The sequence below is a fragment of the Humibacter sp. genome, from assembly GCF_051954055.1.
Lineage (GTDB): Bacteria > Actinomycetota > Actinomycetes > Actinomycetales > Microbacteriaceae > Humibacter.
Map to the genome: position 1 here is coordinate 1 of NZ_JBQCIE010000021.1, position 13,992 is coordinate 13,992.

Consider the following 13,992-nt stretch of genomic DNA (forward strand, 5'->3'; position numbering starts at 1 on the left):
GCCACCGCCGGGATCATCCCCGCCGTGCTCGGCACCGACAGTGTTCCGTTGGATCTGGGTCGCACCGCTCGCGGGTTCACGGCCGCGCAACGGATCGCGCTTCACGAACGAGACGGCGGGTGCGCGTGCTGCGGAATCGACGTCGGCTACACCGAGGCGCACCACATCCTGTGGTGGATGCGCGACACCGGACCCACGAACCTGAACAACGGGGTACTACTGTGCCCACCCTGCCACGCACGAATACACCAAGACGGGTGGGACATCCGCGTCATCGACGGACAGGTGTGGTTCATCCCGCCACCGCACATCGACCCGACCCGAAAACCGCGGCTCGGCGGACGAGCACGATTCGAACTACCCCAAGCGGTTCCGGCCGCATGAATACGCGTGAGCCACTGGTGAGGACTAGGAGCAGCTACGAGGCGTGGTCGGCGTCGGCGCCTGTCCTGTCCGTGTTGTCCGTCCCGTCGGTGCTGTCTTCGTCGTCCTCCAACGACGCCGCTTCAGCCCCGGCGATGTCATCGGCCTCTACGTCGACATCGTCCGTGTCGTCGTCGGACTCGACGTCGTCGTGTAGATCGATGTCGATACCGTCGATGTCATCGTCCTCGTCGAGATCACCTTCGTCGTCGAGGTCGTCTTCGTCGTCGAGATCGTCGTCTTCGTCGAGATCGTCGTCCGGCGCGGACTCGCCCTCGGATGCCTCACCCTCGACACCCGCAGCACGCGCGGCCTCCTGGGCGGCCTGGTACTCTGCGAGGCGCTCCGACCATGGCACCCAGTCCGGCGCGAGCAGTGCCCGCTCACCGGGGAGGAGTTCCGTTTCGAGCACTACGGGCTCGGCATCGGCGTCCACGCGGGCGAGCGAGACGGTCCAGTGCCAGCCGGGATACCCGAGCATCGTGCACTCGAACAGCAGGGAGAGCACGTGCTCGCCCTCGACGACGTGGCCGACCACCGGCCCGATCGTGACTTCCGGCGTGATCTCCAGCAGCGCCGTCCTCGCGAGATCGTGGGCGGCGAGGAGACGCTCGTCGGCGACCGGCGGCTCAGCGACCGGCTCCTCGACCGCGACTTCGGCCGCCTGCTCAGGCCCCTCACCGCCGGACTGCTCCGACGTGTCACCGCCAGGCTGCTCCGGGGTGATCTCCGCTGTCTCGTCGGCGCGCTGCTCAGGCATCCAGATCGTCCGCCACACGCCGCAGCACAGCGGCGATCTTGCGGCCGTGAGCGGTATCCGGGTAGCGCCCGCGCTTGAGCCCCGCCCCGATACCGTCGAGGAGTTTCACGAGGTCTTCGATGATCACCGCCATGTCGTCCGCGGACTTGCGGTTCATCTTCGACAGGCTCGGTGCGCGCTCGATCACACGCACCGACAACGCCTGCGCACCGCGCTTGCCCTCGGCGACACCGAACTCGAGCCGCGTACCAGCCTTCACGACGGCACCATCGGGCAGGGCCGACGCGTGAAGGAAGACTTCGCCACCGCCGTCTTGGGCGATGAATCCGAAGCCCTTCTCCTCGTCGTAGAACTTGACCTTGCCGGTCGGCATGAGAGACCTCTTTCGGGGGAACGTTGCTCGTGCAACCTCAATTATCCTTGATTCGTGACCGACGAGACGCCCCGCCCTGCATCGCGCATGCAGCGCATGCTGGCGTTCATCGCGGCCGGGCTGGTCATCCTCTCGATCGTCTGCTTCTTCGTGCTGATCATCGGAACCTGGCTCGGTGCCGGTCCCGACCAGAATGCGGGCAGAGGCATCTGGCCCACGGTCGAACTGCTTCCCCTGGCCGCACTGCCGATCGCCTTCGTGCTCATCATCGTGCTGCTCGTCGTGAGCCTCTTCGGACGCAGCAGGCAGAACCGGAAGGCGAGCCGGTAACGGCCGCGGGGTTGCGCGTGACGAGTCCCGAGCTCACATGACCAGCACGCTGTCGCTGGCCGAACGACTCGGCGGACTCGATGACGAGAGCCTTCACGACCTCATCGACGGCCGCGGGCTCACCAGATCGCGCATCGAGGACTTCTTCGACCTGGCCGACGCGCTGCTGGAACCACCATCGGTGCAGCACGCGCTCGCACCGCTGCCGCGGCCGGTGCTCGCAGCGCTAGCGGCCCTGGCCGAGCACGGTGGCGCTGCGACGGCGGAGCAAGCGGCCGAGTGCCTTCGATCCTGGGGAGCGACGGATGTCTCCACCTCCTCAGTACGCGACGACCTGAACGCACTGGTCGACGCCTTCCTCGCGGAGCAGGTGGCCGGCCCGGTGAATGCGGCAGACGCGGACGGCGATGGCGACGGGCCCGGCGACTCGGCCAACGGCAGCGAACCGGTCTTCGCGCTCTACCCCGGCGTGGCGGCCCGCTTCACGGGGTGGGCCGACGGCGACGGGATGCCGGGGCGCAAGCTGGCGGCATCCGGAAAGCCCGCAGCGCTGGCCAGCGTTCCCGACGTGGACCGCAGGTTCGTCGACCGGCTCGCCGCCGAACGAGCATTCGTCGCCGCCGGCGCCGTCGCGGAGTTCGTGTACGAGCTCGAGCGCGAACCGGCCAGGGAGCTGCAGAAGGGCGGTCTCGCCCTTCCGGACACCCGCCGCATCGCTTCGGCGCTCGGGATCGAGGCCGAGGACGTCGCGACCGTGCACTGGCTGGCCGACAGCTCTGGGCTCGTCTCCCGGGAGGGAGCTGTATGGCTGCCGACGGACGCGGCGGAGGCGTGGGCTGCCCTCTCCACACCGGAACGCTGGGCGAGGCTCGCCGGAACCTGGTTGGACTCGGTGCCCGCAGACATCCGCCCGCTCATGGTCGAGCGGGCGCACGCCTCCTGGGGCGATGCGCTGCGCGGCTACGCGAGGTGGCGCTATCCGGCAGCGGACGCATCCCTCGACCGCCGGGTGAACGAGGTGGAGGCGCACGCCGAGTTCCTCGGCATCACGGCGAATGCGGCGCCGAGCACGGCGGGCATCACCCTGCTGCAGCGGGGGCCGGATGCTGCAGCCGACGTTCTGCGCGCCGCCTTCCCCGCGGAGGTGGATCGCGTGTACGTGCAGCACGACCTCTCCATCGTGGCGCCCGGTCCGCTGATCCCTTCTCTGGATGCCCGCCTGCGCACGCTCGCCGACGCGGAGGGCACCGGACTGGCGGCGAGTTTCCGGGTGTCGCCGTCGTCGCTGCACCGGGCGATCGCCGCCGGCGAGACCGCGCAGTCGTTGCGTGACTTCATCGGATCCATCTCGCTGACCGGGCTTCCGCAGCCCGTCGCCTACCTGATCGACGAGGCGGCGTCTCGCTACGGCCGAGTGCGGGTGCGCGCGGCCGATTCGTCGTCGGGAGCGGGGTCGGTCGTGCACTCCGGCGACCACGAGTTGCTGAACACCATCGCGGTCGATCAGTCGCTGGCCGCGCTCGGCCTGCGACCGGCATCCGACGCCGAGCTCACCTCGAGGTTCCCGATCGACGTCGCCTACTGGGCGCTCGTCGATGCGCACTATCCCGTGGTGGCCGAGGACGCGGACGGGCGGCAGCTGCGGGTGCGACGCAGGCTCGGGCATCCGGAACCCCGCGAGTCGACCGACACGGCCCAGCTCGTGGTGCAGCGGCTGCGATCGGCCGTGAGCACCGAGGGCCAGGGCGGTGCCGAGGCGTGGCTGAACCGCCAGCTCGAGTCGGCCGTGCGCTCCCGCACCATCGTGACCGTCACGGTCGCGCTGCCCGACGGGCGAGAACTCGAGTTCACACTCGAACCGACCGGTCTCGGCGGTGGGCGGCTCCGCGGCCGCGACCGCGCCAGCGACATCGAGCGGACGCTGCCGGTGGCGAGCATCCGGGCCGTGCGCACGACCTGACCGTGCCGACGTAAGGCGGCACAGCCCAGCGGGCACAAGGCCGGCGAGCATAGACTCGTCTGCTATGTCTGACGGACCCCTGATCGTGCAGAGCGACCGCACGGTGCTGCTCGAGGTGGCGCATCCCCAGGCCGAGGATGCCCGCCACGACCTCGCCGTCTTCGCGGAGCTCGAGCGCGCGCCGGAGCACATCCACACGTACCGCATCACGCGGCTGGGGCTGTGGAACGCGCGCGCCGCCGGGCATCAGGCATCCGACATGCTGGGGACGCTCGAGACGTACTCGAAGTTCCCCATCCCGCAGACCGTCGCGGTGGACATCCGGGAGACCGTCGCCAGGTATGGACGGCTCGTGATCGAACGCGACGACGACGGCGTTCTCGTGCTGCGCAGCTCGGACGAGGCGGTTCTGCGTGAGGTCTCCGGCGCCAAGCGCGTGTCGCCGCTGCTGATCGAGAAGCGCGACGACGGCGCGTTCGTGGTGGCGGCGTGGGCGAGAGGACACCTCAAGCAGGAGCTGGTCAAGCTCGGCTGGCCCGCCGAAGACCTCGCCGGTTACACCCCTGGTACCCCGCACGAGATCGCGTTGGATGAGACGGGCTGGCACCTGCGCGACTACCAGACGAAGGCGGTCGAGAACTTCTTCGACGGCGGTTCGGGCGTTGTCGTGCTGCCGTGCGGTGCCGGCAAGACGCTGGTGGGCGCCGGGGCGATGGCCACCGCGAAGACGACGACGCTCATCCTCGTCACGAACACGGTGTCGGCACGGCAGTGGCGGGACGAGCTGCTGCGGCGCACGAGCCTCACCGCCGAGGAGATCGGCGAGTACTCGGGTCAGGTGAAGGAGATCAGGCCGGTCACGATCGCGACGTACCAGATCCTCACGGCCAAACGGAAGGGCCAGTACGCGCACCTGAGCCTGCTCGACGCGCTTGACTGGGGCCTGATCGTCTACGACGAGGTGCACCTTCTGCCGGCCCCGGTGTTCAAGTTGACGGCCGAGCTGCAGGCGCGGCGCAGGCTCGGCCTCACCGCCACCCTGGTGCGCGAGGACGGTCGAGAGGGCGATGTGTTCTCACTCATCGGTCCCAAGCGGTTCGACGCACCGTGGAAGGAGATCGAGTCGCAGGGCTTCATCTCCCCCGCCGCCTGCTACGAGGTGCGCATCGACCTTCCGGCATCCGAACGGCTCTCCTACGCGGCGGCGGCGGACGACGAGCGCTACCGACTGGCGGCGACGGCGCCGGCGAAGCTCGACGTGGTACGCGCACTCGTCGCCCGGCACTCGGGCGAGCGCATCCTCGTGATCGGCCAGTACCTCGATCAGATCGACGAACTGGCGGATGCCTTGGGCGCGCCGCAGCTCACCGGTTCCACTCCCGTGGACGAGCGCGAGCGCCTGTACCAGGAGTTCCGAGAGGGGACGACGCCCGTGCTCGTGGTGAGCAAGGTGGCGAACTTCTCCGTGGACCTGCCGGAGGCCACCGTGGCCATTCAGGTGAGCGGATCGTACGGGTCTCGGCAGGAGGAGGCGCAGCGGCTCGGCCGGCTTCTGCGCCCGAAGGAGTCCGGGCTCTCCGCGAACTTCTACACGCTCGTCGCCCGCGACACCGTCGACCAGGACTTCGCGCAGAACCGGCAGCGCTTCCTCGCCGAGCAGGGCTACAGCTACACGATCGTCGACGCGGGCGCGCTGGAGCTGAAAGCGGAGGCCATTTCTGGCCTCCGCCGCGACACCAGCGCCGACCGCCGTCTCGGCGGTCGGTAGGACAGAATCGTTTGCGCCGAGTCAGCGCGGCTTAGGCCAAATACCGCAACAGAAGCGTGTCCCCGGAGCGCAGCACCTGGGCGAGGCGCATGTCGAACGGCAGCTGCGGCGCGCCGTCGATGATGCGCTTGCCGAGCCCGCCCTCCAGCACCGGGCTGACGGTGAGGCACAGCTCGTTCAGTGTGCGCTCTGCGGCGAACGTGCCGAACAGGTGCGGGCCGCCCTCGCAGTGCACCCGCCTCAGGCCGCGTGCGCCAAGCATCCGTACCGCGACGGCTGTGTCGACGGATGCCTCACCGCAGACGATCACGTCCGCCACCTTCGCGAGCGCCTCCCTCCGCGCCTCCGGCGCAGCCGCCACCGTGAGCACGACCGGCCGAACGGGAGCCTTCGTGAACACGTCGCTCGCCGGGTCCAGACCGAGATCGCCGGAGACGATCGCGAGCGTTGGTTGCGGCGCGAAGCCGTGCGATGCCCGCCACGCCTCGGATGCGTCATCCACGCGCATGCCGCCGTACCCCTCGACCCGCACAGTGCCCGCACCCACGAGCACGACGTCGCAGACGCGGCGCAGGAGCGCGAACACGCGCTTGTCCGCGGCATCCGAGAGACCGCCCGAGCGCCCGGCCTGGGTCGCGGAGCCGTCGATCGACGACACGAAGTTGACACGCACCCACTGGTCCGAGACGCCTTCTTCGTAGCCGGCGATCACGGCGTCGTCGTCGAGATCGGATGCCTGCGCCGGCCAAAGCGAGTCGATCGCGGCCCCGTCGTCACTCATCCGATCACTCCTCGTTGAAGTCGCCCATGTTGTGCTTCAGGTACGCGGGCTTCCGAAGGCCGAGGATCGCCTCCGTCATCCGCACGGCCGCGACGGACTCGCGCACGTTGTGCATGCGCACCACGCGCGCGCCCTGCGCGATGCAGAACACCGCGGCGGCCAGGGATCCCTCCAACCGGTCAGCGCGGTCGACGTCGAGCGTCTCGCCGATGAAGTCCTTGTTCGACACGGCCGCAAGCGCCGGCAGTCCGAGCGCCGCGATCTCATCGAACCGGCGCGTCAGCTCCAGCGTGTGCAGGGTGTTCTTGTTGAGGTCGTGCCCTGGGTCGATCACGATGCGCGACTCGGGGATGCCCAGCGAGACCGCGACCTCGACGCGGTCCTCCAGGAAGGCGACGACCTCCTTCACCACGTCGTCGTACTGCGGCCGTGGGTACACCGTGCGCGGCTCGGCGAGGCTGTGCGTGATCACGAGCGTCGCGTCGCTATCGGCCACGACCTCGGCGAGCCGGCGATCGTGGATGCCCGTGGTGTCGTTGATCACGTCCGCCCCCGCGACGATCGCGTGCTGCGCCACTTCCGGCTCGAACGTGTCCACCGAGACGACCACGTCGGACTCCCGACGTAGCGCCTCGATCACCGGAACCACGCGCGCGATCTCCTCCTCGACCGGCAACGCGGGCCCCGGTTTGAACGGGACGCCGCCGATGTCGATCCAGTCCGCCCCGTGCTCGACGGCGGTCAGACACGCGTGCACCGCGGCATCCAGAGCGAACGTCGCTCCGCGGTCGTAGAACGAGTCAGGCGTGCGGTTCACCACCGCCATCACGGCCACCCGCTGAGAGAAATCGAAGGTGTGCGCGCCGATCGTGCGGAGGGGATCGCGAAGCGGCGGCAGGTAGACGCTCACGCGTCCGCCACGAGTTCGTTCAGCGGCACGCTCGTGTCGGCCAGCCTGGATTCGTCCACCGGCCGCGCCTCACGGATCAGCGCCTGCACCTGCTCGTTGACGTCCCACACGTTCACGTTCATGCCCGCGACCACGCGGCCGTCCGGCGTCACCCAGAACGACACGAACTCGCGCCCTGGCACGTCGCCGCGGTAGACGACGTGAGTGCCATCCATCAGCGGCCGATAGCCGGAGTACTCCATCCCGAGGTCGAACTGGTCCGTGTAGAAGTACGGGATGTCGTCGTACTCCACGCCGCGGTCGAGCATGTTGAGCGCAGCGGTGCGCCCGGTGCCGATCGCGTTCGCCCAGTGCTCGCTGCGCATGCGCCCGCCGATCACGGGGTGGAACGGGTCGGCCGCGTCGCCCACGGCGAAGACGCCGTCGACGCCCGTTCGCATGCCGGCGTCGACCAGCACGCCCTTGCCTACCTCGAGGCCGGCATCCTTCGCGATGCCGACGAGCGGAGCGGCCCCCGTCCCGACGACCACTACGTCGGCGTCGACCTCGCCGCCCTCGTAGCGCACGCCGGTCACTCGGCCGTCCGCCACCCGGAACTCCTGCACGGCCGCCCCTCGCACGAGCCGCACACCGTGGTCGAGGTGTAGCTGGGCGAACACCTCGCCCAGCTCATCCCCGAGCGCGGTGGAGAGCGGCACCTGCGCGTGCGACACGACGGTCACCTCATTGCCGAAGCCCCTCACCGTCGCCGCGACCTCCATCCCGATCCAGCCGGAGCCGACAACGACGACCCGCTTGTCGCCGTCGGCTGTGGCCTCGCGGATGCCCCGGGAGTCCTCGATCGTCCGTAGGTAGTGGATGCCGGCCGCATCCGCTCCCGGCACGTCCAGCCGCTTCGGCGTCGCCCCCGTCGCGATGAGCAGCCGGTCGAACGGAACGCGGTCGCCGCCCTCCAGCACAACCGAGCGTCCCTGAAGGTCGAGGGAGTCGGCGTGCCGACTCGTGCGCAGGTCGACGTCGTGCTCGCGCCACCAGTCATCCGACTGCACCCACAGCTCCGACTCGTCCAGTTCGGCGAGATAGCCCTTCGACAGCGGCGGACGGATGTACGGCGTGTGCTCTTCGGCGGCGATGACCGTCAGCCGGCCGTCGTACCCCTCCGCACGCAGCGTCGTCGCGGCCGTTCCGGCGGCAAGACCGCCTCCGATGATGACGTATTCGGGTGCGGACATCGGTATCCCTTCCTCGGACGGCTTACTCGATTCTTCAACAGCCTGCCGGTATTCGGTAAGCCGGGTCGCCGTCCGCGCAGCGCTAAGGTCGCCCCCGGTTCGCACACGCCGGTCGAGTGGATGCCGCACGACAGACTCACAGGATGAATCCAGCCAACGCGCAGAGACTGGTGCGCATGAGCACCGGACCCCGCATTCTCATCGTCGACGACGAGCCGAACATCCGCGACCTCCTCACCACCAGCCTGCGATTCGCCGGCTTCGCCGTGCGCGCCGTCGGCAACGGGGCGCAGGCGATCAGCGCCGTGCTGGAGGAGGAGCCCGATCTCATCATCCTCGACGTCATGCTGCCCGACATGAACGGCTTCGGCGTGACGAAGCGGCTTCGCGGTGCCGGCTACACCGCTCCCATCCTGTTCCTGACGGCGAAGGACGACACCGAGGACAAGATCACCGGCCTCACCGTCGGCGGCGATGACTACGTCACGAAGCCTTTCAGCCTCGACGAGATCGTGGCGCGCATCAAGGCCATCCTGCGTCGCACGATGCAGGCCGACGACGATGCGATCATCCGTGCCGGCGAGCTCACGATGGACCAGGACACCCACGAGGTGTTCGTCGGCGACACCGCGATCGAGCTCTCTCCCACCGAGTTCAAGCTGCTGCGCTACCTCATGCTCAACCCGAACCGGGTGCTGTCGAAGGCGCAGATCCTCGATCATGTGTGGGAGTACGACTTCAACGGGGATGCCGGCATCGTGGAGAGCTACATCTCCTACCTGCGCCGCAAGGTCGATGCGCACTCGACGGAGCCGCTCATCCAGACCAAGCGCGGCTTCGGCTACATGCTGAAGGCCGCGAAGGTCTAGCCCCGTCACGCCCGAACACAGATTGACCGCTTAGGCTCGCTTTCCGTGGCGCACGTCATCGATCGATGGAACTCGATCTCGCTGCGCACGAAGATCACCGGCGTCACCGTTCTGGTGCTCACGTTCGGGCTGCTCGTCGCGGGGCTCGGCACGATGCTGCTGTTCAAGCCGGTGCTGATCAACCTGTTCGACCAGCAGCTCGAAGCCATCGCCTCCCAGCCCGACAGCATCAACGCGATCCTCCCGAGCGACGCGAAGAAGAGCAACGGACCCGTGATCGGGCAGAACAACACGGCCAGCTTCTACGTCGTGCTGTACGGGGCGGACGGCACCCCGCTCGACGAGAACTGGAAGACCGTTCCCGACGGCAAGAAGCCGGCCGTGCCGAGCCGCATGAGCCTCAACGAGGGTGCGGCGTGCGCCAACCAGGGCGCCGGGTGGCTGCAGAGCCGCGACGGCCTCAGCTCGTTCCGCAGCGTGTGCACGGTGGTGCAGCTGCAGGGAGCAACGCCGACGTACGGCACGGCGATCATCGCGGTGTCTACCTCACCTCTGGACATCACCCTCGCCAGCTACCTGTCGATCTTCTTCAGCTTCGGCGTCATCGTCGTCATCATCGGCGCGTTCCTGACCAGGGCTCTGGTGACCACGACGTTCCGGCCACTGCGCGAGGTGGAGCGCACGGCCGCGGAGATCGCCGACGGCGACTTCAGCCAGCGTCTCGGCGGCGCCACCCCGAACACCGAGGTGGGCAGGCTGAACCGCTCGTTGAACACGATGCTCAATCGCATCGACCAAGCGTTCAAAGACAGGGCTCGCACGATCGAGCAGATGCGCCGGTTCGTGGGGGATGCCAGCCACGAGCTGCGAACACCGCTCGTCTCGGTGCGCGGCTACGCGGAGCTGTACCGCATGGGCGCGCTGCAGTCGCCGGACGAGGTCGCCCAGGCCATGGACCGCATCGAGAAGGAGGCCGTGCGCATGGGCCTCCTGGTGGAGGACCTGCTCGAGCTCGCGCGTCTCGACGAGACGAAGCCGCTCACCCTTGCCGTTGTCGACCTCGTGCCGCTAGCGCACGACGCGGCGCTGGATGCCAACGCCGGCAATCCCGATCGCACCGTCTCCGTCGTGCTGTCGCTTCCTCCGCTCCCGCCGCCTCCACCCGGTCCGTCTGTGCAGGAGCGGGCCGCGGAGTACGAGACGGAGGATACCGGTGTCGAGCAGGCATCCACCGGCCAACGCCCGGCCGGCGGACGCCAGCTCCGCAACGCTAACGCGCCGAAGAACCCGAACTCGACCGGTCCGATCGGGTTCGCCGGTGCAACGCTCGCTCGCCTGAGGCGCAGGCCGCGCAGGTCCGAGCCGGGCCTGGAGACGGTGCCGCTGGAGCTCGCCGACATCCCGGAGCCGCCGACCGTGCGGGCGCTCGTGATGGCCGAGGAGAACAAGCTCCGGCAGGTGATCGCCAACCTCATCGGCAATGCGGTGCGGTACACCCCAGCAGGCAGCCCGCTGGAGATCGGCGTCTCCGCCGACCCGGAGCGGGAAGTCGCTGTGCTGTCGGTGATCGACCACGGCGAGGGCATCCCACCGCAGATCAGGGAGAAGATCTTCCAACGGTTCTGGCGCGCCGACACCTCGCGCACTCGTGAGACCGGCGGAAGCGGTCTGGGCTTGGCGATCGTGGCGTCGATCGTGAGCGCGCACCACGGAACCGTCGAGGTGGTCGAGACGCCCGGCGGCGGTGCGACGTTCCGGGTGACCCTTCCGTTGGCCGACTCGCCGAACGCGCCGCAACCACCCGCGAACGCCTGACCCCTCCCCTTCTGGCAAGGGATGCCGCCCCGTACTACCGCCCGCGTGGCAAGGCAACGAGGCGCGTACCTCTCCCCTTCTGGCAAGCGAAGCTCGGCGATTCGCCCGAGCAGCGACTGAAGGGCGGGTTAGCGTGGCCGCGTGCGCGATGACGAGTTGAGACGCCTGCTGACCGAGAGCAATCCGTGGTGGACCGCCGCGGCCCGCGGCGCCGATCCGACGGCCTGGGTGGCGGGCAACCGCACCCTGCGCGAACGCACCAGGTACGAGCTCGGCTATCGGGCGGGCATCCTCGACGATGTCGCGAGCGTCGAGCCCGACGGACGGCTCGTCGTGCTCACCGGGCCGAGGCGCATCGGCAAGTCGGTGGCGCTTCTGGATGCCGCAGCGAACCTCTGCACGCTGCCCGGCATGGATCCGCGTCAGGTCGTCTACGTGCCGTGCGACACCATGCGCGGCAGGGACGTCACCCGAACGCTCACACTGGCGCGCATGCTGACGCGCTCCGTCGACCAGCCGAAGCCGCGGCCACGCGTGTGGCTGTTCGACGAGATCAGCATGGTGACCGGCTGGACCAGCGCGCTCAAGCTCGCCAGAGACACCACGCCGTTCGGGGACGACACCGTGGTCGTCACCGGGAGCAGGTGGGCGCAGTCGGAAGACATCCAGGGCAATCTGCTCGCCGGACGGGCGGGGTCGAGCGGGTCGCACCGCATCCGTCAGCTGCTTCCGATGACGTTCCGCGACTTCCTCACCGCCGCCTACCCCGGCCTGCCCGTTGTGCCGGCGGTGAATCCGGCTGAGTTGCAAGGCGAGGATGCCAGGAACGCGCTCGACGAGCTGCAGTTCGTGGTCGACGACCTCGATCTCGCCTGGCAGGACTACCTCACGTGCGGCGGCTTTCCGCGCGCGGTCTTCGAGCACACGCGCGCCGGCGCGGTCTCCGATGGCTACGCCCGCGATCTGCACGCCTGGCTTCGCCGTGACGTCGATCCGGATGCCCCGACCAACACCACGACGCTGCTCCTGCGTGGCATCAGCGAGCGGATGAGCAGCCCCATCAACCTGACGACGACAGCCCAGGATCTCGGCTACCCGAGCCGGCCGACCTTCACCGCCCGCGTGGACCGGCTGATCAGCACGCACGCGGCGCTGCGTTGCAACCAGGTGCGCGAGCAGGGCGACCGGGTCGTTGGCGCACACTACAAGCTCTATCTGTGCGATCCGCTGCTGGCATGGATCCCCTCGATCGTCAGCCCAGGATTGCCCGCCCCCGACTTCGCGCGGCTCACGGAATCGGCGCTCGGCGTGACGCTGGCGCGCGCCATCGAGGCACTGGATGAGGGCCGCTGGCTCTCCGATGACTCCGTCGGCTACGCACGCACCGAGTCGAACAACGAGATCGACTTCGCGCCCGTTCGGGTGCCCCTCGACGGCGCGCACTCGACGACGGTGCCGATCGAGGGCAAGTGGGTGGACGCCGGATGGCGCGCGGAGGCGCGGGTCATCGATGGCAAGTACGGACGCGGCATCATGGCGACGAAGTCGGTTCTCGACCTCGACGGAGACGTGTGGGCCGTGCCTGCGCCGATGGTGGCGCTGCTGCTGGCGTAGCGGCTCCTCCTCCCCCACCGCCCGATCCGCTGCGCTGTCCCCCGATCGACCGTTTCGCCCCGAGCCGCACACTCGCCTCCCTAACGTCGGATGCGGTGGATGCGTCAACCCAGCGCAACGGGAAAGCCGAGCGCGGCGGCATCCGCCACGAACAGGAGGAACCATGACGACATACCGGGTGGACAGCGACCAGATGATCGCGGCGACCGCGGCCGTGCGCGGCTCGATGAGCCGCATCCAGAGCGAGGTGGCGGGGCTGCTCGGGCAGCTGACCGGGCTGCAGGGAACGTGGAGCGGGCACGCGTCCGAGTCGTTCCAGGGAGTCGTGAACCAGTGGCGTGCCACGCAGCAGCAGGTCGAGGAGTCGCTGGCCGCGATCAACCAGGCGCTCGGGCAGGCCGGGCAGCACTATGCCGAGGTGGAGCTGACCAACACGAGGCTCTTCGCCGTGTGAGGCTCTGAAGCTCTGTACCGATCCAGCGCCGAGGACGCAAGAAGGGCGCCCCGAGGGGCGCCCTTCCGCGTAGGAGTACGGACTTTTCTTAGAAGTCCATGCCACCGGCGTCGCCACCGGGGACCGGAGCGGCCTTCTCCGGCTTGTCGGCGACGACGGCCTCCGTGGTGAGGAACAGACCGGCGATGGATGCCGCGTTCTGCAGAGCGGAACGGGTCACCTTGGCCGGGTCGATGATGCCCTGCTCGAGCAGGTCGCCGTACTCGCCCGTCGCGGCGTTGAGGCCGTGACCGGCGGGCAGCTCGGCCACCTTGGCGGCGACGACGCCCGGCTCGAGGCCTGCGTTGAGAGCGATCTGCTTGAGCGGAGCCTCGATCGCGACCTTGACGATGCTCGCGCCGGTCGCCTCGTCACCGTTCAGCTCGAGCGTGGCGAACGCCTCCTTGCCGGCCTGGATCAGCGCGACGCCACCACCGGCGACGACGCCCTCCTCGACGGCGGCCTTCGCGTTGCGAACAGCGTCCTCGATGCGGTGCTTGCGCTCCTTGAGCTCGACCTCGGTGGCCGCGCCCGCCTTGATGACGGCGACGCCGCCGGCGAGCTTGGCGAGGCGCTCCTGCAGCTTCTCGCGGTCGTAGTCGCTGTCGGTGTTCTCGATCTCGTTGCGGATCTGCTGCACGCGGCCGGCGATCTGCTCCGGGTC

General features: G+C 69.0%; 14 protein-coding genes. 8 read left to right on the forward strand and 6 right to left on the reverse strand.

Translation table 11 applies throughout. From position 1 onward, the window contains the following. Positions 1–384: HNH endonuclease (locus ACTHNC_RS02525; protein ID WP_440293021.1), on the forward strand; the 384-nt coding region annotated here is incomplete at its 5' end. A 34-nt stretch (positions 385–418) separates the two neighbouring features. Here the strand turns inward: ACTHNC_RS02525 and ACTHNC_RS02530 are convergent. Together ACTHNC_RS02530 and ACTHNC_RS02535 are read right to left on the reverse strand one after the other, a co-directional pair. Beyond that, positions 419–1,183 carry a DUF3027 domain-containing protein gene (locus ACTHNC_RS02530; protein WP_440293022.1) on the reverse strand — a complete coding sequence of 255 codons (765 nt, stop codon included), beginning with the start codon at positions 1,181–1,183 and terminating at the stop codon, positions 419–421. After that, positions 1,176–1,556, reverse strand: a complete 381-nt coding sequence (locus ACTHNC_RS02535) for a cold-shock protein (protein WP_440293023.1) — start codon at positions 1,554–1,556, stop codon at positions 1,176–1,178. The genes ACTHNC_RS02530 and ACTHNC_RS02535 overlap by 8 nt, the downstream gene beginning before the upstream one ends. A gap of 54 nt (positions 1,557–1,610) precedes the next feature. Between ACTHNC_RS02535 and ACTHNC_RS02540 the strand changes: the two genes are divergently transcribed. The 3 genes from ACTHNC_RS02540 to ACTHNC_RS02550 all read left to right on the forward strand — a co-directional run bounded on the left by ACTHNC_RS02540 (position 1,611) and on the right by ACTHNC_RS02550 (position 5,614). After that, positions 1,611–1,886, forward strand: a complete 276-nt coding sequence (locus ACTHNC_RS02540; RefSeq protein WP_440293024.1) for a hypothetical protein — start codon at positions 1,611–1,613, stop codon at positions 1,884–1,886. Between the two features lie 37 nt (positions 1,887–1,923). Next, positions 1,924–3,846, forward strand: coding sequence for a helicase-associated domain-containing protein (locus ACTHNC_RS02545; RefSeq protein WP_440293025.1), 1,923 nt, complete (start codon positions 1,924–1,926; stop codon positions 3,844–3,846). Between the two features lie 64 nt (positions 3,847–3,910). After that, the gene (locus ACTHNC_RS02550; RefSeq protein WP_440293026.1) at positions 3,911–5,614 is read left to right on the forward strand and encodes a DNA repair helicase XPB; all 1,704 of its coding nucleotides are present in this window, start codon (positions 3,911–3,913) and stop codon (positions 5,612–5,614) included. Positions 5,615–5,645: 31 nt separating this feature from the next. On the opposite strand, the gene ACTHNC_RS02555 is transcribed toward ACTHNC_RS02550, so the two are convergent. Genes ACTHNC_RS02555 through ACTHNC_RS02565 form a run of 3 tightly spaced genes read right to left on the reverse strand, consistent with a single transcriptional unit; the run spans position 5,646 to position 8,537 of the window. Then, complete coding sequence (locus ACTHNC_RS02555; protein ID WP_440293027.1) at positions 5,646–6,395, reverse strand: pyrimidine reductase family protein; 750 nt, start codon at positions 6,393–6,395, stop codon at positions 5,646–5,648. 4 nt (positions 6,396–6,399) lie between these two features. Further along, positions 6,400–7,305 carry a dihydropteroate synthase gene (gene folP, locus ACTHNC_RS02560; RefSeq protein ID WP_440293028.1) on the reverse strand — a complete coding sequence of 302 codons (906 nt, stop codon included), beginning with the start codon at positions 7,303–7,305 and terminating at the stop codon, positions 6,400–6,402. Then, positions 7,302–8,537 carry an NAD(P)/FAD-dependent oxidoreductase gene (locus tag ACTHNC_RS02565; protein ID WP_440293029.1) on the reverse strand — a complete coding sequence of 412 codons (1,236 nt, stop codon included), beginning with the start codon at positions 8,535–8,537 and terminating at the stop codon, positions 7,302–7,304. Before ACTHNC_RS02565 ends, folP begins: the two co-directional genes overlap by 4 nt. Positions 8,538–8,713: 176 nt before the next feature. Here ACTHNC_RS02565 and ACTHNC_RS02570 point away from each other — a divergent pair, with 176 nt between their 5' ends. From ACTHNC_RS02570 to ACTHNC_RS02585, 4 genes are all read left to right on the forward strand, one after another. After that, positions 8,714–9,406, forward strand: a complete 693-nt coding sequence (locus ACTHNC_RS02570) for a response regulator transcription factor (RefSeq protein WP_243062615.1) — start codon at positions 8,714–8,716, stop codon at positions 9,404–9,406. Between the two features lie 45 nt (positions 9,407–9,451). Further along, positions 9,452–11,221, forward strand: coding sequence for a sensor histidine kinase (locus ACTHNC_RS02575; RefSeq protein WP_440293030.1), 1,770 nt, complete (start codon positions 9,452–9,454; stop codon positions 11,219–11,221). A 141-nt stretch (positions 11,222–11,362) separates the two neighbouring features. Further along, positions 11,363–12,835, forward strand: coding sequence for an ATP-binding protein (locus tag ACTHNC_RS02580; RefSeq protein WP_440293031.1), 1,473 nt, complete (start codon positions 11,363–11,365; stop codon positions 12,833–12,835). Between the two features lie 163 nt (positions 12,836–12,998). Beyond that, positions 12,999–13,289 (forward strand): WXG100 family type VII secretion target, encoded by a 291-nt coding sequence (locus ACTHNC_RS02585; RefSeq protein WP_440293032.1) that lies wholly within the window; start codon positions 12,999–13,001, stop codon positions 13,287–13,289. A gap of 88 nt (positions 13,290–13,377) precedes the next feature. On the opposite strand, the gene ACTHNC_RS02590 is transcribed toward ACTHNC_RS02585, so the two are convergent. Next, positions 13,378–13,992: TCP-1/cpn60 chaperonin family protein (locus tag ACTHNC_RS02590; protein ID WP_440293033.1), on the reverse strand; the 615-nt coding region annotated here is incomplete at its 5' end.